Source organism: Clostridium budayi, assembly GCF_055396605.1.
Genome location: NZ_AP042456.1, coordinates 240,001 through 266,277 on the forward strand (window position 1 = coordinate 240,001; position 26,277 = coordinate 266,277).

The window sequence follows — 26,277 nt, forward strand, 5'->3', positions numbered from 1 at the left end:
AAGGCCGGCGGAAGAATTGCAGTTAAGGAACTAGGCAAATTGACCCCGTAACTTCGGGAGAAGGGGTGCCTACGAGAGTAGGTCGCAGAGAATAGGCCCAAGCAACTGTTTAGCAAAAACACAGGTCTCTGCTAAAGCGAAAGCTGATGTATAGGGGCTGACGCCTGCCCGGTGCTGGAAGGTTAAGGGGAACACTTAGCGCAAGCGAAGGTGTGAACTTAAGCCCCAGTAAACGGCGGCCGTAACTATAACGGTCCTAAGGTAGCGAAATTCCTTGTCAGGTAAGTTCTGACCCGCACGAATGGCGTAATGACTTGGGCACTGTCTCAACTGCAAATCCGGCGAAGTTGTAGTGCGAGTGAAGATGCTCGCTACCCGCGATTGGACGGAAAGACCCCGTAGAGCTTTACTGTAGCTTAGCATTGAATTTCGGTATTATCTGTACAGGATAGGTGGGAGACTGGGAAATCAGGACGTCAGTCCTGATGGAGTCGTCCTTGGGATACCACCCTGATATTACTGGAATTCTAACTGGACGCCATGAATCTGGTGACAGGACATTGTTAGGTGGGCAGTTTGACTGGGGCGGTCGCCTCCTAAAAAGTAACGGAGGCGCCCAAAGGTTCCCTCAGAACGGTCGGAAATCGTTCGTAGAGTGCAAAGGCAGAAGGGAGCCTGACTGCGACACCCACAAGTGGAGCAGGGACGAAAGTCGGGCTTAGTGATCCGGTGGTACCTCGTGGGAGGGCCATCGCTCAACGGATAAAAGCTACCTCGGGGATAACAGGCTGATCTCCCCCAAGAGTTCACATCGACGGGGAGGTTTGGCACCTCGATGTCGGCTCGTCGCATCCTGGGGCTGAAGTAGGTCCCAAGGGTTGGGCTGTTCGCCCATTAAAGCGGCACGCGAGCTGGGTTCAGAACGTCGTGAGACAGTTCGGTCCCTATCCGTCGCGGGCGTAGGAAATTTGAGAGGAGCTGTCCTTAGTACGAGAGGACCGGGATGGACTGACCTCTGGTGTACCAGTTGTTCTGCCAAGAGCATAGCTGGGTAGCTAAGTCGGGAAGGGATAAACGCTGAAAGCATCTAAGCGTGAAGCCCACCTCAAGATGAGATTTCCCATAGCATAAGCTAGTAAGACCCCTTGAAGAACACAAGGTTGATAGGTCAGAGGTGTAAGCATGGTAACATGTTCAGCTGACTGATACTAATAGGTCGAGGGCTTGACCAATAAAAACAGACGATTAACAAAAATTCATATGCAATTTTCAGAGAACACTCTGATATCTGGTGATGATGGCATAGAGGAAACACTCCTTCCCATTCCGAACAGGAAAGTTAAGCTCTATAGCGCTGATGGTACTTCATGGGTGACCGTGCGGGAGAGTAAGACGTTGCCAGGTGTGAACAAAAAGAGATAGTAAACTACTATCTCTTTTTTTTATAAATTTATATGTAATATTAAATAAAAATAGTAAGCAATTGTTAGTAAAAGTCGTAAATTGATGGAATTTTAAGTTTATAAAAATAAAATGCTTGAACAATAACATCAATAATGATATATTATACTAAATAAATTAAACAAAATTCGTATATGCCCAAATAATTATGGCTTGGGTGTTTCTACAAGGAGCCAAATCCTAACTACGAATATATAGTAAAGTTATATAATAAACTATATGTTCCTAGACTGAAGTGGTCTAGTTTTTTTGTTATTAGGATCATTTAAATAAAATTAAGGGAGAGGAACAGATATGGAATTATTAAAAAATAAAATATTAGAAGACGGAAGAGTAAGAGAAGGCAATATATTAAAGGTTGATAGTTTTTTAAATCACCAAATGGATATAAGACTTTTAAATGAAATAGGAAAAGAATTTAAAAGAAGATTTGAAGGCGAAAAAATCGATAAGATATTAACTATAGAAGCATCCGGTATAGGAATAGCTGCAATAGTAGCTCAATATTTTGATTATGTTCCTGTTGTTTTTGCTAAAAAGGCTGAAAGTCTTAACTTAGATAAAGAGCTTCATGAAGTAACTGTACATTCATTTACAAAAAATAAAGAATATAAAGTAAGAGTAGGAAAAAGATTTTTAAATGAAGGCGAAAATATATTAGTAATAGATGACTTCTTAGCAAAAGGTTGTGCATCAAAAGGATTAATAGAATTAGTAGAAAAAGCGAAGGCTAATCTAGTTGGAATTGGAATAGTAATAGAAAAAGGATTCCAAGAAGGTAGAGAAGTATTAGAATCATTAGGGGCAAGGGTAGAATCACTTGCTATAATAGAAGATATAACAAATGGAGAAATAAAATTTAAATAAAAAATAATAAAAGCTGTTAATAAATAAAGCTATCTATATTTAATATAGTTAGCTTTATTTTTATATATAAGTATTAATAATGTAAATTATAATAACCGTATATTATTAAAATTTATATACTTAATTACATAAAACCTTAATGCATTTTAGGGGATTTTATTGATTAATATCAGTTAATAAGTTATATAAAACAGGACACTTATCCAAGTGTATCAATACAAGATAAATGATGAAAATTAGAGGAAAATAGAATATACTAGAGTTAATTTAATTATATACATATAATATATATAATTAATGTCGAAAAACAGTATATAATCATACAAGTCGGTTGCGAGAAATCGCTTCTCGAAAGAGGTATAACAACATAATTAAAATTTAAAGAAAAATTTTTAAAAGTTGTTGACAAAAATCGATAAACATGATATTATAAATAAGTCGCTTGAGTGCGACAGAGGAAAATTGGTCTTTGAAAATTGAACAGAATATATAAATAACATTTAAACCAGCAATTCTTTTGAAAAGTAAGTTTTATGAGTTAAAAGATTAAACTTTTTATTGAGAGTTTGATCCTGGCTCAGGACGAACGCTGGCGGCGTGCCTAACACATGCAAGTCGAGCGATGAAGTTTCCTTCGGGAAACGGATTAGCGGCGGACGGGTGAGTAACACGTGGGTAACCTGCCTCATAGAGGGGAATAGCCTCCCGAAAGGGAGATTAATACCGCATAACATTGCAGTTTCGCATGAAACAGCAATTAAAGGAGCAATCCGCTATGAGATGGACCCGCGGCGCATTAGCTAGTTGGTAAGGTAATGGCTTACCAAGGCGACGATGCGTAGCCGACCTGAGAGGGTGATCGGCCACATTGGGACTGAGACACGGCCCAGACTCCTACGGGAGGCAGCAGTGGGGAATATTGCACAATGGGGGAAACCCTGATGCAGCAACGCCGCGTGAGTGATGACGGTCTTCGGATTGTAAAGCTCTGTCTTTGGGGACGATAATGACGGTACCCAAGGAGGAAGCCACGGCTAACTACGTGCCAGCAGCCGCGGTAATACGTAGGTGGCGAGCGTTGTCCGGATTTACTGGGCGTAAAGGGAGCGTAGGCGGATTTTTAAGTGGGATGTGAAATACCCGGGCTCAACCTGGGTGCTGCATTCCAAACTGGGAATCTAGAGTGCAGGAGGGGAGAGTGGAATTCCTAGTGTAGCGGTGAAATGCGTAGAGATTAGGAAGAACACCAGTGGCGAAGGCGACTCTCTGGACTGTAACTGACGCTGAGGCTCGAAAGCGTGGGGAGCGAACAGGATTAGATACCCTGGTAGTCCACGCCGTAAACGATGAATACTAGGTGTAGGGGTTTCAACACCTCTGTGCCGCCGCTAACGCATTAAGTATTCCGCCTGGGGAGTACGGTCGCAAGATTAAAACTCAAAGGAATTGACGGGGGCCCGCACAAGTAGCGGAGCATGTGGTTTAATTCGAAGCAACGCGAAGAACCTTACCTAGACTTGACATCCTCTGCATTACCCTTAATCGGGGAAGTTCCTTCGGGAACAGAGTGACAGGTGGTGCATGGTTGTCGTCAGCTCGTGTCGTGAGATGTTGGGTTAAGTCCCGCAACGAGCGCAACCCCTATTGTTAGTTGCTACCATTAAGTTGAGCACTCTAGCGAGACTGCCTGGGTTAACCAGGAGGAAGGTGGGGATGACGTCAAATCATCATGCCCCTTATGTCTAGGGCTACACACGTGCTACAATGGCAAGTACAGAGAGATGCAATACCGCAAGGTGGAGCTAAACTTCAAAACTTGTCTCAGTTCGGATTGTAGGCTGAAACTCGCCTACATGAAGCTGGAGTTACTAGTAATCGCGAATCAGCATGTCGCGGTGAATACGTTCCCGGGCCTTGTACACACCGCCCGTCACACCATGAGAGTTGGCAATACCCAAAGTTCGTGAGCTAACGCGTAAGCGAGGCAGCGACCTAAGGTAGGGTCAGCGATTGGGGTGAAGTCGTAACAAGGTAGCCGTAGGAGAACCTGCGGCTGGATCACCTCCTTTCTATGGAGAATTCAGTTAACAAGATGATTAACTGGTAAATAAAAAATTCGAAATTCGAATTTCTTCTTTAAAAGAAGGTTTAAAAAATTCTGTTCAATTTTGAGAAACCAAGTTTCTCAAAGTAAATAAACGTTACATAATATTTGTAATGTTATGTTCTTTGAAAATTGCATATGAATATAAATTGTTGATACAACAAGCCAAGAAAAAATGTATTTTTACAAATACTATTCTTTGTTAGATCTGAATTGTAATAATTTTGATATAAATGACTAAATAGGTCAAGCTACAAAGGGCGCATGGTGAATGCCTTGGCATCAGGAGCCGATGAAGGACGTGATAAGCTGCGATAAGCTTCGGGTAGGCGCACATAGCCAGAGATCCGGAGATTTCCGAATGAGGGAACTCACATGGGTTAACCCCATGTATCATATAGTGAATACATAGCTATATGAGGGTAACCTAGGGAACTGAAACATCTAAGTACCTAGAGGAAGAGAAAGAAAAATCGATTTTCTTAGTAGCGGCGAGCGAAAAGGAAAGAGCCCAAACCAAAGATTTATCTTTGGGGTTGCGGACAGAACATTAACTTAGGAAGCTATTGTAACCGAAGATAACTGGAAAGTTAAACCGTAGAGTGTAATAGTCACGTAGGTGAAACGAGAAAGCCTAAAGTTCTGATCCAGAGTACCACGAGACACGTGAAACCTTGTGGGAAGCAGGGAGGACCACCTCCCAAGGCTAAATACTACCTGATGACCGATAGTGAAGCAGTACCGTGAGGGAAAGGTGAAAAGAACCCCGGGAGGGGAGTGAAATAGAACCTGAAACCGTGTGCCTACAACCGATCAAAGCCCCTTATGAGGGTGATGATGTGCTTTTTGTAGAACGAGCCAACGAGTTACGGTATGTAGCAAGGTTAAGTACTTAAGGTACGGAGCCGAAGGGAAACCAAGTCTTAATAGGGCGACTAGTTGCATGCCGTAGACCCGAAACCGGGTGACCTATCCATGGCCAGGTTGAAGCGAGGGTAAAACCTCGTGGAGGACCGAACCACGTTGCTGTTGAAAAAGCATGGGATGAGCTGTGGATAGCGGAGAAATTCCAATCGAACTCGGAGATAGCTGGTTCTCCTCGAAATAGCTTTAGGGCTAGCGTCGGACATGTGAGTAGTGGAGGTAGAGCACTGAATGGGCTAGGGGGCATAGCGCTTACCGAACCTTATCAAACTCCGAATGCCACATACTTTTAATCCGGCAGTCAGACTGTGAGTGATAAGATCCATGGTCAAAAGGGAAACAGCCCAGATCGTCAGCTAAGGTCCCAAAGTGTAAGTTAAGTGGGAAAGGATGTGGGATTTCTAAGACAACTAGGATGTTGGCTTAGAAGCAGCCACTCATTGAAAGAGTGCGTAATAGCTCACTAGTCGAGAGATCCTGCGCCGAAAATGTAACGGGGCTAAACTTACCACCGAAGCTACGGGTTCACACTTAGTGTGAGCGGTAGAGGAGCGTTGTAATCGGGCTGAAGTCGTACCGTAAGGAGCGGTGGACTGATTACAAGTGAGAATGTTGGCATCAGTAGCGAGATGTAGGTGAGAATCCTACAGGCCGAATATCTAAGGTTTCCTCAGGAAGGTTCGTCCGCTGAGGGTTAGTCGGGACCTAAGCCGAGGCCGAAAGGCGTAGGTGATGGACAATCGGTTGATATTCCGATACCACTATAATCGTTATTATCGATGGTGTGACGGAGAAGGATAGGATGTGCTAACTATTGGATGTTAGTCTAAGCGTTTAGGGAGTTAGAGTAGGCAAATCCGCTTTAACAATCCTGAGGCGTGATGGGGAAGGTTCTACGGAACCGAAGTATCTGATTCCATGCTTCCAAGAAAAGCATCTAGAGAGAGAAGTAGTGCCCGTACCGCAAACCGACACAGGTAGATGAGGAGAGAATCCTAAGGCCGGCGGAAGAATTGCAGTTAAGGAACTAGGCAAATTGACCCCGTAACTTCGGGAGAAGGGGTGCCTACGAGAGTAGGTCGCAGAGAATAGGCCCAAGCAACTGTTTAGCAAAAACACAGGTCTCTGCTAAAGCGAAAGCTGATGTATAGGGGCTGACGCCTGCCCGGTGCTGGAAGGTTAAGGGGAACACTTAGCGTAAGCGAAGGTGTGAACTTAAGCCCCAGTAAACGGCGGCCGTAACTATAACGGTCCTAAGGTAGCGAAATTCCTTGTCAGGTAAGTTCTGACCCGCACGAATGGCGTAATGACTTGGGCACTGTCTCAACTGCAAATCCGGCGAAGTTGTAGTGCGAGTGAAGATGCTCGCTACCCGCGATTGGACGGAAAGACCCCGTAGAGCTTTACTGTAGCTTAGCATTGAATTTCGGTATTATCTGTACAGGATAGGTGGGAGACTGGGAAATTAGGACGTCAGTCCTAATGGAGTCGTCCTTGGGATACCACCCTGATATTACTGGAATTCTAACTGGACGCCATGAATCTGGTGACAGGACATTGTTAGGTGGGCAGTTTGACTGGGGCGGTCGCCTCCTAAAAAGTAACGGAGGCGCCCAAAGGTTCCCTCAGAACGGTCGGAAATCGTTCGTAGAGTGCAAAGGCAGAAGGGAGCCTGACTGCGACACCCACAAGTGGAGCAGGGACGAAAGTCGGGCTTAGTGATCCGGTGGTACCTCGTGGGAGGGCCATCGCTCAACGGATAAAAGCTACCTCGGGGATAACAGGCTGATCTCCCCCAAGAGTTCACATCGACGGGGAGGTTTGGCACCTCGATGTCGGCTCGTCGCATCCTGGGGCTGAAGTAGGTCCCAAGGGTTGGGCTGTTCGCCCATTAAAGCGGCACGCGAGCTGGGTTCAGAACGTCGTGAGACAGTTCGGTCCCTATCCGTCGCGGGCGTAGGAAATTTGAGAGGAGCTGTCCTTAGTACGAGAGGACCGGGATGGACTGACCTCTGGTGTACCAGTTGTTCTGCCAAGAGCATAGCTGGGTAGCTAAGTCGGGAAGGGATAAACGCTGAAAGCATCTAAGCGTGAAGCCCACCTCAAGATGAGATTTCCCATAGCATAAGCTAGTAAGACCCCTTGAAGAACACAAGGTTGATAGGTTAGAGGTGTAAGCATGGTAACATGTTCAGCTGACTGATACTAATAGGTCGAGGGCTTGACCAATAAAAACAGACGATCAACAAAAATTCATATGCAATTTTCAGAGAACACTCTGATATCTGGTGATGATGGCATAGAGGAAACACTCCTTCCCATTCCGAACAGGAAAGTTAAGCTCTATAGCGCTGATGGTACTTCATGGGTGACCGTGCGGGAGAGTAAGACGTTGCCAGGTGTGAACGAAAAGAGATAGTAAACTACTATCTCTTTTTTTATTTTTAAATATATTAAATCCTCCTTGTATGATATTATTATATAAAGGTGATAGGGGGGATTCTATGATAATTTTATTTATATTGGGTATTTTATGTATAAGCTATTTTATATTAGTTAATTTAGTATTTGGTTACACTACATTTAGCACTTTTTATTTAATTTTAGGTGCTTTAATGCTGGTATATTACTTCTTCCATGAAAAGATAAATTCATATATAAAAACATTTAAATTCTTTAAACCATTTAAAATTTTATTTTTTATATGTGTAGCTATATTTTTAATAACAGAAGCATGTATATTAATGTATTCTAAAAGTTCAACAGAAAAAGCTGATTATATAGTTGTACTTGGTGCAGGTGTACGAGGGGAAACTATAACAACTACTTTAAAGGACAGATTGGATTCTACATTAGAATTTATTGAAAAGACAGATTATGAAGGTAATGTGATAGTATCAGGAGGAATGGGACCTGGTGAAGATATAACTGAAGCAGAGGCTATGAGAAGATATTTAGTTAAAAACGGTTTAGATAATAATAGAATAATTCTTGAAGATAGAGCAACAAGTACTTATGAAAACTTTAAGTATTCAAAAGATATAATTGAAAAGATAAGTAATAAAAATATAGATGAGTTAGCAGTTACGTTTATAACAACAGATTTTCATGCTCTAAGAAGTAATATAATAGCTAAAAGGAATGGATACAGTAATATTAATTCATATACAAGTAGAACAAAGTGGTATCTAGTTCCATCAATGTATGCAAGAGAATTCTTTGCATTTTATAAATCAATTATATTTGATAGATAAAATATAACAAAAGAAAAATTATGGAGTGAGATTTATGGAAAGAAATATAGATAATTTAAAAGGAAAAGTAGTTAAACATTTTAAAGGTAAGTTATATTTAGTTTTAGATGTTGCTAAACATTCTGAGACTATGGAAGAATTAGTAGTATATAAAGCTTTATATGGTGAATTTGGAATATTTGTAAGGCCTTTAGATATGTTCTTGAGTAAAGTAGATACAGAAAAGTATCCAAATTGTACACAAAAATATAGATTTCAAGAAATTAACGAAGAAGATATTAAGCTTATACAAAATGCTATAAGCAAATAAAAATCATATATAAAAGTAATATAAAGATAGGATTTTAAATTCTATCTTTAATTTTTTTTACAAAAAAATATCGACATAAAAAGACAATTATAAACAATAATAAATTAATTAATATAAATATAATTTAAAATAAATAGATGTAAATCAATATAAAATAAGTATAAAAATCATAAATATAATTTCACTTATTATACTCTTAAATATTTTTTGAAAAATAATTTTAAACTTAAAATAAGCAAATTTTTGACATATTGAAATATAAAAATTATTATGATAATCTATCAGCATAACAACGAATAAATTACTTAATTTAAAAATAATGGAAAGGGGATGTAGATGAAAAGAGGCAAAAGGTTAAAATTTAAAAATACTTTAGCAATGCTCACCGTAATATTTTTAATTATAGGCAATATATTGCCGGTAAAAGAAGTAGTAGCATTAACTATAGGGTCTTTAGAGAATCTTGGGGGATTAAATCATTATAACTCAATAGTATTCGGTAACCATACTGCTACAAAAGCTGATACAGAAGGTGCTATAGCTGTACAAGGAGATTTTACTGTTAATGAGGCTTTTTCAGTTCCAGCATCTGCAACTGGAGCAGCCAATCTTATGGGATCAATTTACATAGAGAATGGCAGTCCATCGGTCCTTATAGGAAAGAATTATATATCTAATAATTCTAATTTAGATGTATTAGCAGATACTATAGTTGTTAGTAATGAAGAAACTAAAGAAAAACTGTCTAAAATCCCATCTCATACTAAACCGGGTCAATTTGTTAATTGTGAAGTTAAGCCTGTAGATGAGATAGAAAATAAATTTGCAGAAATGAGACAAGCTGTTGATAATGCAACTAATCAGGCAAGTATCTACAATACAGAAAGTATTGATTCTGAAACTTTAGTAGATCTTTATATTCCAGGTAATAAGTTAGAGGAAGGATATACAGGAGAAAAAAGTGGTAAGTGGGGATTTGGAAGAGATAAAAATAATCCAAATGTATTTATATCATCAGGTTTAACTGATGGCAAAGATAACATAATAATTAAAGATGTAAAGATTCCAGAGGTAAATGATGATGAATTTGTTGTTATATATTCTGATGCAAAGAATATTGAATTTACTTCAGCAGGTATAGAATACTTAGGTCAAGGAGAAGATGCTGGAGATTTACACTATGGAATAGTTGATACAAGTAAGCCTCAAAATAAAACTCTTTTTAAATTGGCATCAAAAGTGATTTGGATGTTCCCAAATGCTACAAATGTATATATAGGTGGTAAAGGTATAGTTGGAAGTATTATAGCTCCAAATGCTTATGTTGATACTAAAGGGGGAAGTGTCAATGGGCAGTTAGTGGCAGGAGAACTTAATCAGTTTGGAGGATTTGAATGCCATAATTTTTTCTTTAATTGGGGTGACTTTTTCAGTTTAGCTAAAGGAGAAGTTAAACTTAACAAAATAGGTGAAAACAATGAACCATTAGAAGGAGCAGAATTCGGACTATTTAGGAAAAGTGATGATACTTTAATACAGACAGTTATATCTGATAAAGAAGGTAATGTTAAATTTACTGATATAGAAGCAGGAACTTATTATGTAAAAGAAATAAAAGCGCCTAAGGGTTATGAATTAAGTAATGAAGTTTATGATGTAGTAATAGAATCGGGAAAAGCAAATAAAATAGATTTAAAAGAAGTAGTAAATAAAATAATAAAAGGAAATGCATTATTATATAAAGTTGATGATCAAAATAATCCACTTCAAGGAGCTGTATTTGGGGTATATAAAGAGGACGGTACAAAAATATCTGAAGTTATTTCTGATAAAGATGGAAAAGTAGAAGTATTAGATTTATATCCTGGAAGGTATTATCTTCAAGAAATAAGTGCACCAGAGGGATATGATTTAGATAGCAATAGTAAATATGAGTTTGAAATTATAGTAGGGAGTAAAGATACCGTATTAATACAAAAAGATCCTGTAGTAAACATATTTAAAGCAGGACAAGCTAAACTTCTTAAATTACATGATGGAAATGAAGCTTTAGAGGGGGCGGAATTTGGAGTATATAGAGAAGAAAGTAATGAGCTTGTTAAAGTTGTAGTATCAGATAACAATGGAGTTATAGATATCCAGGGATTAGCTGCAGGAAAATATTATTTTAAGGAAATAAATGCACCAGAGGGTTATGCTATAGATGAAAATAAGTATTCTTTTGAAATTAAGAGCGGTGAAATGACAGTAGTTGACGTTGGAACATCAATTAATGTTTTTAATGGAGGTTCAGTTAAATTAAAGAAAGTTGACACTTTAGGGAATCCTCTAGAAGGTGCGATTTTTGAACTTTATAAAGATAATAATGGTTCATGGGATAAACAAGAAGGTACTTATACATCAGATAAAGATGGTATAGTAGAGGTTAAAGAATTAAAGGTTGGGAAATATTATCTAAAAGAAGTTAAATCACCGGACGGTTATTTATTATCAGATAAGCAATATCCATTTGAAATAACAAGGGAAAATAATGTAACAATAGAGCTTGGAAATGTTGAAAATATATTTGTAAATGGATCTGCAAAATTAGAAAAAGTAGATGAAGAAAATAAACCATTAAGTGGGGCAATTTTTGGATTATATGGTGCATCTGATAAATTAATAAAAGAAGTTGAATCAGATGAAAATGGTATAGTTAAAGTAACAGATTTAGAGCCTGGAGATTATTATTTGAAAGAAATAAAATCACCAGATGGATATAAATTAGATGAAACAAAGTATAATTTCACTATAGTTTCAGGTGAAAATGAAACTGTATATGCTGGAAGGCATGTTAATATATTTAATGGTGGATCAGCAGAACTTTTAAAGGTCGATGAAAAAAATAATGCGTTAGAAGGAGCAGAGTTTACTCTTTATAAAAATGTTAATGGGGAGTGGAAAAAGCAAGAAGGAATCTATACTTCTAATAGAGAAGGATTAGTAAAAGTTAACGGGTTAGGCTTTGGAGATTATTATCTTGAAGAAACAAAAGCACCTAACGGATATGAATTAAGCAATAAAAAATATGAATTCAAAATAGAGATTGGAAATACAACAACAATAAATGTTGGTAAAGCAGTAAATACTCTATTAAAGGGGTCAGTTAAACTTAAAAAAATAGATTCAGATTCTAAAGAAGCTTTAGAAGGCGCAATATTTAAATTAGTTAATCTAGATACTAATGAAGTTATAAATGATTCATTAGTAACAAATTCTGAAGGATTAATAGAAATATCAGGATTAGTACCAGGTAAGTATGCATTTTATGAAATTAAGGCACCGGATGGATATTCTATATCAGATAATAAAACAGAATTTGAAATAAAATTTGGTGAAACAGAAATTACAGTTGAATGTGTAGTTGAAAATACTAAGATTCCTGATGAGCCAGAAGTATTTAAAGGTTCTGTTATACTTACTAAATTAGATAAGGATAATAGAAACGCATTAGAAGGAGCAGTATTCGAATTATTAAATGATAAATTAGAAACTATAGGAGAATATACTACTAATAGTGAAGGAAAAATAATTGTATATGACTTAATTCCTGGGAAATATTATTTTAAGGAAATTAAGGCTCCAGAAGGATATATATTAGATAATACACTAATAGAATTTGAAATAATTAATGACAAAATAAATAATATAGCTTATGTTGAAGCAGTGAATGTTAAAGAATTGGATCCTGATAAGCCAGTAGATCCTGACAAACCAGTAGATCCAGATAAACCAGTGGATCCAGATAAACCAATAGATCCGGATAAGCCAGTAGATCCTGACAAGCCAGTAGATCCAGATAAACCTGTAGATCCAGATAAACCAGTGGATCCGGATAAGCCGGTAGATCCAGACAAGCCAGTGGACCCTGACAAACCAGTAGATCCAGATAAGCCAGTGGAACCTGACAAGCCAGTAGATCCTGACAAACCAGTAGATCCTGACAAGCCAGTAGATCCAGACAAGCCAGTAGATCCTGACAAACCAGTAGATCCTGACAAGCCAGTGGATCCAGACAAACCAGTGGATCCAGACAAACCAGTAGATCCTGACAAACCAGTAGATCCTGACAAGCCAGTAGATCCAGACAAGCCAGTGGATCCAGACAAACCAGTAGATCCAGATAAGCCAGTGGAACCTGACAAGCCAGTGGATCCAGATAAACCTGTAGATCCGGATAAGCCAGTGGATCCTGACAAACCAGTGGATCCAGATAAGCCTGTGGATCCAGATAAGCCTGTGGATCCGGATAAACCAGTAGATCCTGATAAGCCAGTAGATCCAGACAAGCCAGTGGATCCGGATAAACCAGTGGATCCTGACAAACCAGTAGATCCGGATAAACCAATGGATCCTGACAAACCAGTAGATCCAGATAAACCAGTAGATCCAGGTAAACCAGTAGATCCAGATAAACCAGTAGATCCAGACAAGCCAGTGGATCCAGATAAACCAGTAGATCCAGATAAGCCAGTAGATCCGGATAAACCAGTGGATCCTGACAAACCAGTAGATCCTGATAAGCCAGTAGATCCAGACAAGCCAGTAGATCCAGATAAGCCTGTAGATCCAGATAAGCCTGTAGATCCAGATAAACCAGTGGATCCGGATAAACCAATAGATCCGGATAAACCAATAGATCCGGATAAACCAGTGGATCCTGACAAGCCAGTAGATCCAGACAAACCGGTAGATCCTGACAAGCCAGTGGATCCAGACAAACCAGTAGATCCTGACAAACCGGTAGATCCTGACAAGCCAGTGGATCCGGATAAACCAATAGATCCGGATAAACCAGTGGATCCTGACAAGCCGGTGGACCCTGACAAGCCAGTGGATCCAGACAAACCTGTAGATCCAGATAAACCAGTGGATCCAGATAAGCCGGTAGATCCTGACAAACCAGTAGATCCTGACAAACCGGTGGATCCAGATAGGCCTGTAGATCCAGACAAACCGGAACAACCAGAGGAGCCTGGAAAACCAGAGCAACCAGGAGATTCTGATGGAAAAGATGAATCATTAGATAATGGTCAAGTAGAGAAACCAAGTAAGCCAGTAGGTGAAGACAAAAAGTCAGAATTAGAGATACAAGATAAAAATAGTAATTCTAATAAATTACCTGTAACAGGAAGAGTAGGTACAGTCTCAGTACTTGGTATTATAAGCTTACTTGGTGGAATATCACTTATAGCTAGTAAAAAAAGAAATTAAATATTTAAATAGAAAATGATTGAGTAAGTGGAATTATTAAGAAATCCATTATACTCAATCATTTTTTATACATATAATAATGTTATTATCTAAACATATATACTATAATGGATAAATAAGGAGGTATAACATAATGATAGAAATTTGTGGATGCAAGGATTGTAATAAAAGTAAATTATCATGTGCGAGAAATATCTCTATATTCGCTTCTTTAACGGACGAAGAGCTTAAGGATGTAATAAATACGGTTAAGAGAAAAGAGTATATAAAAGGTGAGATAGTATGTAGGGAAGGAGAAATATTAAATAAATTATTACTTATAAAAGATGGAAAGATAAAAATATCTAAAATGACAAAGGATGGGAAAGAACAAATATTACATATTTTAACTAAAGGTGATTTTCTAGGAGAATCAAATTTATTTAATGACGAAGCTAGTAGATTTTCTGTAACAGCAATAACAAATGCAAGAATTTGCACTATTTCAAAAGAAAATCTAGAAGACATATTAATAAAAAACCCATCAATATCTTTAAAAATAATAAAGGAAATAAGTAAAAAATTAAGTGAAACAGAAGATTTAGCCAAAGTGCTTGCTACAAAGGATGTTGTATCTAGAGTTGCCAGTATGCTAATTGAGTTTTCTACAAAATATGGACAAGAAGATGAAGAAGGAATATTGATAAAGCTTCCAATAAATAGAGAAGATATGGCAAATTATTGTGGAGTAACTAGGGAGACTATAAGCAGAAAACTTTCAAAATTTGAAAGTGATAAATTAATACGTGTTAGAGGAAATAAAATAATAATAATAACTGAGCTTGAGAAATTAAGAGAGTTATCAGAATAATAAATAAGACTAGTATGAAAACTTAATGGTTTCTATACTAGTCTTATTTATTATAAATTATTATAAAAAAATAAAACCTTTTTTAGGTTATTACTGTCTAATAGATATAAGATAATTATCTGATATACAAATTATTTAATAAATAGGGGTTATGAACAAGAGAGGGAGAGATGAATGGATAAGTTAGAAAGCTTGGTCAAGTTATCGATAAAGGGGAATGATGAAGCCTTTTTGCAACTTATAGATATAATTAAGGAAAATCTTTATAGAACTGCATTTTCATATGTAAAGAATGAGGAAGGTGCCTTAGATGTAGTACAAGAGACAGTTTATAAAGCGTATATATCTATAGATAAAATAAAAAATCCTAAATTTTTTAAAACGTGGATTACAAGAATACTAATCAATAATTCTCTAGATTATATAAAGAAAAATAAAAATGTAGTCTATTTAGAAAATAATGATTTAATAAAAACAATTGGGGCTAAGGAACACAATAAAGATGAAAAAATTTATATATGGGAAGCGATTGAAAGTTTAGATCCAAAATATAGAGAAATTATTAGCCTAAAATATTTTGATGATCTTACAATAAACGAAATAGCTACTGTACTTAACTATCCAGTAGGTACAGTTAAGACTTATTTAAATAAAGGGTTAAATGGTTTAAGAAAGTTTATGGAAAGGGAGATTGGATAGTATGGATGATAAGAATATAAAAGAATGTATAAATATATCTAATAAATTAGATGAAAGTATATTAGAAGGATTTAAGAGAGGGAAAGATTTTAAAAAAGAAAGTAAAAGAAAAAATAAAATGTTTAAAAATAGCGTTAAAGTTGCAGGAATAGTATTTGTGGTAACGGCTGGTATCATAACAGTTAAACCTGAGTTAGTAGAAGCAATTCCAGGTGTATCAAATGTATTTGAAATATTTAAAGGAAGAGAGAATTATAAATATAAGGAATATGCTAAGGGTATGGAAATTGTTAAAGAGGATAAAGGAGTATCAATTAAGCTTCAGGAAATTGCTATGGATGAAAGAAAGTTTGTAGCAACATTTATTGCTGAGGGGGAAGAGGTTTATGGAAATAATATAGATGTCCAAATAAATACGAAGTTAGAAGGAGTAGATGCAAGTACATCTTCTAGAGAAGTAATTAGACTTGATAAAAATAAGGTAGCAGTATTACATTCTATAGATATTTCAGATGGAAATTTAAATGATATCATCAATACTACGGTTAATTGTGGAGGAATTACTAGAGATGGTGATGAACTTAATGGAAATTGGGAAATGAAATTTAAGTTTAATAGAGATGATATATTAGTAAATACAAAAAATATAAAGGTAGATAAAGATATTAATTTTGGTAATGAGATATTAAAAGTTGAGGATTTAATGATATCACCTCTTGGAAGCACTTTAAATATATCCTTTAAGAGTAATAGTAGCGATAAAGATAATATAGGAAAGTTCCATTACATTATTAAGGATGATAAAGGAAGATTTTTAAATAGTTATCCTATTAGTGGAGTAGTAAATGAAGAAGAAGGAAAAAAATATATTAGATTGGATATAGCAGATGATATAACTGATTCAAAATATATTAATGTGATACCAGTTAAGACTGAAGAAGGAAATATATATAGGGAATATGGTGAAGGCAAAGATAGCAGACTATTAAGTAGTACTATTGGAAGTGGAAATGAGATAATAAAGATTAAAACTAAAGATAATTTTGGATACTACAATATAAATAAAAAAGAATTTTACAATCTTAAAGAATTAGTAGGTAAGGAGATAAAAGTAAACAAAACAAATAGTATAGTAATTAAAGATATAGATGATAATAAAATGACAGTAAGAATTAATGGATATTATGATAGAAAAAATTTAAGTGGATTTGAATTTATTGATGAAGATTTAAATGTATTTGATATGGGTTCAGAAGCTAGTGGATTAAGTGTAGATGATAAATCAGGAGAGATAACTTTTAAAATACCAACGTTAGATAAAAGTAAAAAATATAATATTGCTTTCCCAGCAATATTAGACTTAGAATACAACGATAGTGAGGGAATAAAAATAAATAATAATTAAACTAAAAGAATGATTATCAAAAAAATTTTTGATAATCATTCTTATTTGTAACAAAAGTTACAGATAAAATTAATTCTGAGTAATATACTATGGATTATAAGAGGAAACGAATTAAAAAAGGAGAGATACTATATGGAACAAAAAAGAATTGAAGAATTAACATCTATTTTAAGAAAATTAAATACAGGAAATATATCAGAAGATTTAAGAAAAGAAGCACTAGAAGTAGTTAAAAACATAGATCCAATGGAATTATCAATCGCAGAACAAAATTTAATTGATGAGGGAATGAATCCTCATGATTTAAGACATCTATGTGATATACATATGGAAGTTTTAAAAGATGAGCTAGAAAAAATAAAAAATAAATTAGAAACAGGTCACGTAGTTAATACATTGATAGTTGAGCATGATAAAATATTAGAATTTTTATCTATGTTAGAAGATTTAAATAATAAAGTACAAGCTCTAGATAAAATAAAAGGTAATGAAGAATATATAAATAAATTACATTTTGCTATAGATAATATATTAGATGCAGAAAAACATCATAAGAGAGAAGAAGATGTTCTATTTATGGAACTAGAGGGGGATGGTATAACAGGTCCTACTAGAATAATGAGAATGGAACATGATGATTTAAGAGGTAAAAAGAGAGAAATAAAAGAACTTTTAAATTGTATAAACTACATGGATTTTGATGATTTTAAAGAAAGATTACAAGAACTAACTGCATACTTAGTATTTAATTTAAGAGACCATATCTTTAAAGAAAATACAATATTATACCCAACAGCTATTGATAGTATAAATGATGATAGCAGATGGGATGATATGAGAAGAAGATGTGATGAAATAGGATACTGTGGTTTTACACCAAAAGATATTATATAGAAATTTGAATATTGTGTATAATCTTTTAAGATTATATAAAATGCTAAAAATGTAACCTTTGTTACAGATGATTTTAAATCAGAGTAGTATACTCGATATTGTAAGAGCGACAAAGCTTTAAAAAAGAAATTAATAAAATTTACGATATAAATATAAAAACTTAGGAGGAATTTAATATGTCAATGTTTTGTTTTCAATGTCAAGAAACAGCAGGATGCAAGGGATGTACAGTAAGAGGTGTTTGTGGTAAGACTGAAGATGTAGCAAAGATCCAAGACCTTTTAGTATATGTTACAAAGGGATTAGCAACAGTAGTTGTTGAAGGAAGAAAAGTAGGAATAATAAGTGAAAAAGCAAATAAGTACATAACTGAAAACTTATTTATAACAATAACAAATGCTAACTTTGACTTTAAAGCAATTGAAGCTAGAGTAAAAGAAACATTAGCTTTAAGAGATGAATTAAAGAAAGAAGTAGAAGCTGCTAACGGAAATCCAGTTGGACAAGACTTCCACGGATGTGCAACTTGGACAGCAAACACAGAAGAAGAAATGATGGAAAAGGCTTCAAAGGTTGGAGTTCTTTCAACAGAAAATGAAGACATAAGAAGTTTAAGAGAACTTATTGTTTATGGATTAAAAGGTATGTCAGCATACATGAAACATGCTATGAACTTAGGATACGACAAAGAAGAAATACATGCATTCATGGCAGAAGCATTAGTTAAAGTTTTAGATGATTCATTAACAGCTGATGAATTAACAGCTTTAGCATTAGAAACAGGTAAATTTGGTGTAGACGGAATGGCTCTATTAGATTCTGCTAACACAGGAACTTACGGACACCCAGAAATAACTAAAGTAGATATCGGAGTTAGAAAGAACCCTGGTATATTAATCTCAGGACACGATTTAAGAGATTTAGAAATGTTATTAGAACAAACAGAAGGAACAGGAGTAGACGTTTATACTCACGGAGAAATGCTTGCAGGACAATACTACCCAGCATTCAAGAAATATGATCACTTTGCAGGAAACTACGGAAATGCTTGGTGGTTACAAAACAAGGAATTTGCTTCATTCAATGGACCAATACTTATGACAACTAACTGTATAACACCAGTTCAAGATTCATACAGAGATAGAATCTTCACAACAGGAGCTGTTGGATACGAAGGATGTGCTCACATCGAAGCAGATAAAGATGGACATAAAGATTTCTCAAGCATTATAGAATTAGCTAAGAAATGTGAAGCTCCAACTGAAATAGAAAATGGACAAATCGTTGGTGGATTTGCTCATAACCAAGTTTTAGCTTTAGCTGATCAAGTTGTAGAAGCAGTTAAAACTGGAGCAATCAAGAGATTCTTTGTAATGGCAGGATGTGATGGTAGAGCTAAGTCAAGAAACTACTACACAGAATTCGCTGAAAAATTACCAAAGGATGCTGTAATATTAACAGCTGGATGTGCTAAGTACAAATACAACAAGTTAAATCTTGGAGATATAAATGGAATTCCAAGAGTACTAGATGCAGGACAATGTAACGATTCATACTCATTAGTAGTAATAGCATTAAAACTTGCTGAAGTATTTGGAGTAGATAGTGTAAATGAATTACCAATCTCATACAACATAGCTTGGTATGAACAAAAAGCTGTAATAGTATTATTATCATTATTACACTTAGGAATTAAGAACATCCACTTAGGACCAACACTACCTGCATTCCTTTCACCAAACGTAGCTAAAGTATTAGTTGAAAACTTCGGAATCGGTGGAATCACAAACGTAGAAGATGATATGAAGATGTTCTACGGAGAAGAATAATTCGCAAAATCTATTCAAAATAATATAACACCTTAAAAGATAGTAGGTATCCCCTAGACCTACTATCTTTTTTTATTTGTAATCAAAAGTATTTTTCTGCCGTATTATATAGTAAAAATATTTACTCTAGGAGATGAATGTAGTGGGATTTATGGAAAACTTAAAAGGATTTGCAGATGCTACAACTAAGAATGTAACAGCGTTATCAAAAAGTACATCTTTAAAGATAGAGGCAAAAATTAAAATAAGAGATTTAAATGAGGAAATTGATAATATTAAAAGAGAAATACGCAAAGATTATGAGATTATAGGCAAGATGTTTGTATTAGAACTTAGGGAAAAGGTGCCTATGGATGAAATAAAGCTTAATAACTTATTAAGCGATATTGATAGTAAGAACTTAAAAATAGAAGAATCAAATAATTGTATTAAAGAAATAGAAGAAGACTTAAATGAAAAATTAGAAGATATTGATAGAAAAAAATACGAATAAAATATAATTTAAAATAAAAAAGTCTAATAAAAAAGTTTGACTTATTTATTAGACTTTTTATTATATTAAATTTGACACTTATTAATAAAATAATCAAATAAGTGTTTCATATGATTATTTGAATAAACCATCATTTCAGGGTGCCACTGAACTCCTATTTCAAAGTTATAATTTGTATTTTCAATAGCCTCAATTATTCCATCTTTTGAAGTAGCTGCTACTTTAAAGCCTTCACCAAGCTTTTTTACAGCTTGATGATGATAAGAGTTTACTAATACAGAATCGCCTAGGATTTCATGTAAAATAGTGTCCTCTTTTATAGTTACAGTATGGCTTCCTTCATATTCAGGAGGACTTTGATAATGTTTTATTATATTATTTTTTAAGCTTGTTATATCCTGATAAAGATTCCCACCATGAGCTACATTTAGAACCTGACTTCCTCTACAAATCCCTAGTATAGGTTTATTTAAAGCTTCGAATTCATTTATTAATTCTAAGTCAAAATAATCACGTTCAGTTATAACATTACTAAGGCTTGGGTGTGGCTCTTCGCAGTATAAAAGAGGATTAATATCATGTCCTCCTGTTAATATTAATCCATCTAAAAGGTTAGCGTATTTTTTTATAGAATCTATATCATTACTTATTGGCAAAATGAAAGGTATTCCTCTTGAGTAAAAAATAGCATTAATATATTTTTCACTTAAAGAAACTAATCTTCTTCCAATAAACTTAGGATCAGTATCTATCATTAATGATGCGGAAATACCTATTAATGGCCTTTCTTTCATTTAAATCACATCTCCATTTATTTTAAATAATAAATATAGTATTTGTAACATTTATTATAAATAAACTTAAGCTTATTTACAGAAGCTTAAATTGAAATACATTAAAATAAGAAATATAATGTATTTATAGTATTATATGTACACATAGGTTATGTAGTTAATATTTAATTACGTAAAAGCTAATTACTTCTATATAGATATGTATTATATAGTATAGATTTTGTGGATAGAATTAGCTTTTTATATGGCATAGAGGTGAGAGAAAAATGCAGAAGATACAATTAATAGCCATAGTAGGTTGTGGAGGATTTATAGGTGCAGCTTTAAGATACATAATATCATTAAATGCAGCTAAAATTTTTGGGGCAGATTTTCCATATGGAACATTAGTGGCAAATGTTATAGGAGCAATTATAATAGGTTTTGTAATGAAATTGAGTTTGGATACCTCTTTAATAACTCCGAATACTAAATTATTTTTAACAACTGGTATGATGGGCGGGCTTACAACTTTCTCAACATTCTCATATGAGACAGTAACTATGATAAATTCAGGACAATATGTTCTTGGGGTTCTTAATTTAGGATTAAATGTAGTATTAAGCTTTCTTGGTGTTACACTGGGAATGATAATTGCAAGGATAATGGTTTAAATATTAAGTTTTTGTAGGAGGAGATTTTATGGAAGAGAGAGAAAATGGAAAATTAATTAAAATTTTTATAGAAGGAACTGATAAATATGAAGGCAAGCCTTTATATGAAGCAATAATTGATAAGTTAAAATCAAATGAAATATCAGGTGCAACTATAATAAGAGGTATAGAAGGATTTGGAGAAGATAAAAAAATCCATGCAGATTTTATAGAAGTTTTATCAAGAAAGCTTCCAATTGTAATAGATATAGTGGCTGCAGAAGAGAGAGCTAATGAAATATTAGAAATAGTAAGCCCAATGATAAAGACTGGTAAAATAGCAATAATGGATAATGTTGATGTTATAACATTTAAAGATAAGTAGAAAAAAGGATTAAGTTTATTAGCATAGTAGTAAGCTTAATCCTTTTTTTATATTTAAACTGTATAATGTACTTTATTAAAAAATTTATTTTCTAAGTAATAAATTAAAATTTTCTATGCAAAACAAACATTTATATTTATACTAACACTAGGAAATAAAATAAATACAAGAAATCAAATAATACAAAAGTATGTATTGATTATTAATAAACAGTAAAATATTTTTTACATAATTAAAATAAAATGGAAGTTATTAAGGGGAAGGTTTACAATCGACTTGTATGTAACTTTTTATAAGAAAGGTGGATTTTTCTTGAAGAGAATTGAAAAGATATATAATTATCTAAATGAGAAGTGTTTGAATTACAAAGTAGATGATATAGAAAATATGGGAATAACTGCTCAGGATATAGAAGATAATCTTGGGATACTTAGAAATAATGCAAGCAAGGAACTAAATGAATTATGTAGAGAAAATAGAGCTATAAAAATTAAATGTAGACCTGTAAAGTATTTTGATAGAGATGTATTTGAAAATTTATTCGGGATAAATATACCAAAAAATATTATTGAGGTTGATTCTGTAGAAGATTTAATAAAAAATGAGGCAAAGAAATCACCTTTTGATTATTTAATTGGAGCTGAAACAAGCTTAAAAAACCAAATAGAACAGGCAAAAGCTGCTATACTATATCCTCCAAATGGACTACATACGTTAATTGTTGGACCAACAGGAGTTGGGAAAAGTCTTTTTGCAAATAGAATGTATAAATATGCAAAGTATATTAAAAGACTTAAGGATGATTCACCGTTTATAGTATTTAACTGTGCAGATTATTATAATAATCCACAATTATTATTATCTCATATATTTGGACATGTTAAAGGTGCTTTCACTGGAGCAGATAGTGAAAAAGAAGGTATAGTGGAAAAAGCAAATGGGGGTATATTATTCTTAGACGAAATTCATAGATTACCACCAGAAGGCCAAGAAATGATCTTTTATTTTATGGATACTGGAACATTTAATAAATTAGGTGAAACGGAAAGAAATAGAAAAGCGAATGTATTAATTATTGGTGCTACAACAGAAGATCCATCTTCAACGCTTCTTAAAACTTTTGTTAGAAGAATACCTATAACAATAAATATACCAAGTTTTGAAGAAAGATCAATTGAAGATAAAGTAGATATAATTAAACATTTATTACATAATGAAGCAGTTAGAGTTAATAAGCCTATAAGGATATCAGTTGAAGGTATTAAAGCTTTAATTGGAAGCGCATCATTTGGGAATATAGGACAATTAAAATCTAATATACAATTACTATGTGCTAAAGGTTTTTTAAATAGTATTAATGGAGAAAAATATATAGATATTGATTTAAAAATGATGCCAAATAATATACAAAGTGGACTTATAGGTGCTGGTAGTAAAAGAGAAGAAAGAGAGAAAATATTAAATATAATTTCTTCGGAAATAATAATAAACCCAGATAAAAACGTAATTCTTTTAGAAGAAAGTAGCAATTACGAACCACCATTTAATCTTTATAAAATTATAGAAGATAAAGCATCTGTCCTTAGAGAAGAGGGAATGGATGAAGAAGCTATAAATAAATTTATAACAACAGATATAACAGTACATATTAAATGCTTCTATGATAAATTCAAAAATGATAAATATTCAGTAGAGGGTCTTCTTAAAATAGTAGACTCTAAAATAGTAGATTTTGCAGAAAAGGCTAGAGATTTGGCTGAAAAAGAACTTGGAAGGAAGTATAATGACAGATTTCTATATGCAATAAGTCTTCATATGAGTGCATTCTTTACTAGAATAAATAAAAATTTAAATCCAGACTATGAAAATATGGAGAGTATGATACAAGAGCACTCTAAGGAATATAGTACTGCAGAAAAGATATTTAATCTTGCAGAACAATATTTTGATACTAAAATTCCAGAAGGTGAAATAACTTATATAACATTATTGCTTAATTCAATAGAGGAAACAGATTCTGTAGGCAAAGTTGGAGTTGTAGTTGCAGCTTATGGAAGTAGTACAGCAAGTAGTATGGTAAATGTTGCAGTTAAGTTATTTGATAGTGATAATATAACTGCTGTTTATATGCCACTTGAAATAAGCCCTAAAGACACTTTAGAGATAGTAACTAAGAAGGTTAGAGAAGTTGATAGGGGTAAAGGGGTAGTATTATTAGTTGATATGGGATCATTAAATAGTTTTGGAAATATTATATATGAGCAAACTGGAATAAACATAAGAACTTTAGATATGGTATCAACTCCAACTGTATTAGAAGCTGCAAGAAAATCATCCTTAAACGATTTAGAGTTAGAAGGACTGTATCAATATTTAAAGAATTTTAAGGGCTATGGAGCTAGTGCAACTCAAACTAATACCCAAAATACTGAAGGCGTAATAATTACGTTATGCTCAAGTGGTAATGGAGCTGCACTTAAGCTTAAAGAGCTTGTTTTAGATATAATACACAAGATATCAGAAGAAAACATCGAAGTTATACCAATTGGAATAAAAAATCATAAATCTAAAATACAAGAAATATCAAATAACAAAAAGGTACTTGCTGTAGTTGGAGTTATGGATCCAAAGATGAATATACCATTTATATCTCTTGAAAGCTTAATTTCTGGTACTGGGGAGAAGGTTATAGAAAATATATTTAAAGGTGAATGTATTGAATTAGAAGATGAAATACACGATAATATAGTTTTAAGTAGTCTTTGTTATGATAGTTTAAAAGAGACTATAACATATTTAAATCCAGATAAAATTTTAAATTTACTTTTAGAATTTGTTAGTGTATTAGAAAAGAATTTAAATAGAGAATTTAATAATTCAATGAAACTTAGAATAGTTCTTCATACTGCTTGTGCGTTAGAAAGAGTCATATTAAAGGATGAACTAAAGTATGTAGATGATAAAGAAAAAATAGATCAAACTATTATAAATAAGATAAAAAGTGCACTTAATATCTTTAAAGAAAGTATTAATTTAAGTCTTAGTGAAGATGAAATATATTATATAGCCGAGATGATATTATTATAGTATTAAATATGCAAATATGTATATTAATATGACAAAATAAGTGTATTAAAAACTGAATAAGTGTATTACTTAAAAATCACGGAAAATTTTTTGCAGCTTGAAGTTAAGTTATAAAAAAGGTTTTCGTGATTTTTTAAATACAATATACAATTTGGCATAAAAATTGCTTTTATTATACACATAATAAAAACAACGGAAAAGGGGTAATTTTATGGTTGCTATAATTATAGGAACTCATGGAAATTTTTCAGAAGAATTAGTACGTTCTTCAGAAATGATTTTTGGGAAACAATCAAATGTTTCATATATAACTTTTAAACAAGGGGAAGGACTTGAAACATTAGGTAGTATGAGTTTTTCAAATGTAAAAGAATTAAAAGATACTAAGGGGAATAATTTATAATGAAAATAGTTTTAGCAAGAATAGATGACAGATTAATACATGGACAAGTTGCAACAATTTGGAGTAGACAAACAGGATGCCAAAGAATAATTGTTTGTAATGATGATGTTGCAAATAATGAAATAAGAAAGACATTATTAGTACAAGGTGCACCTTCAGGAATAAAGGCACATGTTCTTAGTGTAGATAAAGCAGTAAGGGCATATAATGATCATAAAGATATAGATGATAAAGTATTATTACTTTTCACAAATCCAGAAGATGTTTTAAGAATGGTAGACCAAGGTGTTGATATTAAAAGTGTAAACATTGGGGGAATGTCTTTTAAAGTAGGAAAGAAGCAAATAACAAATGCAGTTTCTGTTGATAATAAAGATATAGAAGCATTTAAGAAACTTAATGATAAAGGAATAGAATTAGAAATTAGAAAGGTTCCTTCAAACTTAAAGCAAGATATTATGGTTTTAATAGAAAAATTATAATAAATTAATAGAATTATAATTATATAGGAATACAGAAAATACAATAAATTATTTTCAAAACAAGAACTATTTTTAAGTGATTGGTAATGCCACTTAAAGATAGTTCTTATTAATTTATGACATATTTTAAATTTACGTACATTTTTTATTA

At 33.7% G+C, this 26,277-nt stretch carries 16 protein-coding genes, 5 rRNA genes and 1 riboswitch (1 of these 22 only partly in view); of the genes, 20 read left to right on the plus strand and 1 reads right to left on the minus strand.

Annotation, left to right across the window (positions count from 1 at the left end; genetic code table 11):
• The 15 genes from ACZ5TJ_RS01165 to ACZ5TJ_RS01235 form a co-directional block, all read left to right on the plus strand.
• Nucleotides 1-1,232, plus strand: a 23S ribosomal RNA gene (locus ACZ5TJ_RS01165); it begins 1,677 nt to the left of the window's first position.
• A 55-nt stretch (nucleotides 1,233-1,287) separates the two neighbouring features.
• Nucleotides 1,288-1,404: ribosomal RNA gene (gene rrf, locus ACZ5TJ_RS01170) — 5S ribosomal RNA — on the plus strand.
• Between the two features lie 165 nt (nucleotides 1,405-1,569).
• A riboswitch (purine riboswitch) is annotated at nucleotides 1,570-1,668 on the plus strand.
• A gap of 87 nt (nucleotides 1,669-1,755) precedes the next feature.
• Nucleotides 1,756-2,328, plus strand: a complete 573-nt coding sequence (locus ACZ5TJ_RS01175) for a xanthine phosphoribosyltransferase (protein ID WP_464200775.1) — start codon at nucleotides 1,756-1,758, stop codon at nucleotides 2,326-2,328.
• A gap of 554 nt (nucleotides 2,329-2,882) precedes the next feature.
• Nucleotides 2,883-4,397 (plus strand): 16S ribosomal RNA (locus ACZ5TJ_RS01180).
• Nucleotides 4,398-4,676: 279 nt separating this feature from the next.
• Nucleotides 4,677-7,585: ribosomal RNA gene (locus tag ACZ5TJ_RS01185) — 23S ribosomal RNA — on the plus strand.
• Between the two features lie 55 nt (nucleotides 7,586-7,640).
• Nucleotides 7,641-7,757, plus strand: a 5S ribosomal RNA gene (gene rrf / locus ACZ5TJ_RS01190).
• The 16S, 23S and 5S rRNA genes sit together here, the layout of an rRNA operon.
• Nucleotides 7,758-7,860: 103 nt before the next feature.
• A complete protein-coding gene (locus ACZ5TJ_RS01195) occupies nucleotides 7,861-8,610 on the plus strand; it encodes a YdcF family protein (RefSeq protein WP_464200776.1) in 750 nt (249 codons plus the stop codon).
• A gap of 34 nt (nucleotides 8,611-8,644) precedes the next feature.
• Nucleotides 8,645-8,920 (plus strand): DUF1653 domain-containing protein, encoded by a 276-nt coding sequence (locus tag ACZ5TJ_RS01200; RefSeq protein ID WP_464200777.1) that lies wholly within the window; start codon nucleotides 8,645-8,647, stop codon nucleotides 8,918-8,920.
• Between the two features lie 336 nt (nucleotides 8,921-9,256).
• Nucleotides 9,257-14,173 carry a SpaA isopeptide-forming pilin-related protein gene (locus ACZ5TJ_RS01205; RefSeq protein WP_464200779.1) on the plus strand — a complete coding sequence of 1,639 codons (4,917 nt, stop codon included), beginning with the start codon at nucleotides 9,257-9,259 and terminating at the stop codon, nucleotides 14,171-14,173.
• 133 nt (nucleotides 14,174-14,306) lie between these two features.
• A complete protein-coding gene (locus ACZ5TJ_RS01210; protein WP_464200781.1) occupies nucleotides 14,307-15,023 on the plus strand; it encodes a Crp/Fnr family transcriptional regulator in 717 nt (238 codons plus the stop codon).
• A gap of 174 nt (nucleotides 15,024-15,197) precedes the next feature.
• Nucleotides 15,198-15,722, plus strand: a complete 525-nt coding sequence (locus ACZ5TJ_RS01215; RefSeq protein ID WP_464200783.1) for a sigma-70 family RNA polymerase sigma factor — start codon at nucleotides 15,198-15,200, stop codon at nucleotides 15,720-15,722.
• 1 nt (nucleotide 15,723) lies between these two features.
• Nucleotides 15,724-17,127 (plus strand): DUF4179 domain-containing protein, encoded by a 1,404-nt coding sequence (locus ACZ5TJ_RS01220; RefSeq protein ID WP_464200785.1) that lies wholly within the window; start codon nucleotides 15,724-15,726, stop codon nucleotides 17,125-17,127.
• A 132-nt stretch (nucleotides 17,128-17,259) separates the two neighbouring features.
• The gene (locus tag ACZ5TJ_RS01225; RefSeq protein ID WP_464200787.1) at nucleotides 17,260-18,021 is read left to right on the plus strand and encodes a DUF438 domain-containing protein; all 762 of its coding nucleotides are present in this window, start codon (nucleotides 17,260-17,262) and stop codon (nucleotides 18,019-18,021) included.
• Nucleotides 18,022-18,197: 176 nt separating this feature from the next.
• A complete protein-coding gene (gene hcp / locus ACZ5TJ_RS01230) occupies nucleotides 18,198-19,850 on the plus strand; it encodes a hydroxylamine reductase (RefSeq protein WP_464200788.1) in 1,653 nt (550 codons plus the stop codon).
• A 142-nt stretch (nucleotides 19,851-19,992) separates the two neighbouring features.
• Nucleotides 19,993-20,343: a hypothetical protein gene (locus ACZ5TJ_RS01235; protein ID WP_464200790.1), complete on the plus strand. Its 351-nt coding sequence runs from the start codon at nucleotides 19,993-19,995 to the stop codon at nucleotides 20,341-20,343.
• A gap of 65 nt (nucleotides 20,344-20,408) precedes the next feature.
• Here the strand turns inward: ACZ5TJ_RS01235 and ACZ5TJ_RS01240 are convergent, their stop codons facing one another.
• A complete protein-coding gene (locus ACZ5TJ_RS01240) occupies nucleotides 20,409-21,137 on the minus strand; it encodes a gamma-glutamyl-gamma-aminobutyrate hydrolase family protein (protein ID WP_464200791.1) in 729 nt (242 codons plus the stop codon).
• A gap of 266 nt (nucleotides 21,138-21,403) precedes the next feature.
• Here ACZ5TJ_RS01240 and crcB point away from each other — a divergent pair, with 266 nt between their 5' ends.
• The 5 genes from crcB (at nucleotide 21,404) to ACZ5TJ_RS01265 (ending at nucleotide 26,126) form a co-directional block, all read left to right on the plus strand.
• A complete protein-coding gene (gene crcB, locus ACZ5TJ_RS01245; RefSeq protein WP_464200793.1) occupies nucleotides 21,404-21,790 on the plus strand; it encodes a fluoride efflux transporter CrcB in 387 nt (128 codons plus the stop codon).
• 28 nt (nucleotides 21,791-21,818) lie between these two features.
• Nucleotides 21,819-22,154 carry a DUF190 domain-containing protein gene (locus ACZ5TJ_RS01250; RefSeq protein WP_464200795.1) on the plus strand — a complete coding sequence of 112 codons (336 nt, stop codon included), beginning with the start codon at nucleotides 21,819-21,821 and terminating at the stop codon, nucleotides 22,152-22,154.
• Between the two features lie 312 nt (nucleotides 22,155-22,466).
• Nucleotides 22,467-25,241, plus strand: a complete 2,775-nt coding sequence (locus ACZ5TJ_RS01255; RefSeq protein WP_464200796.1) for a sigma 54-interacting transcriptional regulator — start codon at nucleotides 22,467-22,469, stop codon at nucleotides 25,239-25,241.
• A 211-nt stretch (nucleotides 25,242-25,452) separates the two neighbouring features.
• On the plus strand, nucleotides 25,453-25,644 hold the full coding sequence (locus ACZ5TJ_RS01260; protein ID WP_464200798.1) for a PTS sugar transporter subunit IIA domain-containing protein: 192 nt from the start codon (nucleotides 25,453-25,455) through the stop codon (nucleotides 25,642-25,644).
• On the plus strand, nucleotides 25,644-26,126 hold the full coding sequence (locus ACZ5TJ_RS01265; protein WP_464200799.1) for a mannose/fructose/sorbose PTS transporter subunit IIB: 483 nt from the start codon (nucleotides 25,644-25,646) through the stop codon (nucleotides 26,124-26,126). The genes ACZ5TJ_RS01260 and ACZ5TJ_RS01265 overlap by 1 nt, the downstream gene beginning before the upstream one ends.
• Nucleotides 26,127-26,277: the final 151 nt, after the last annotated feature.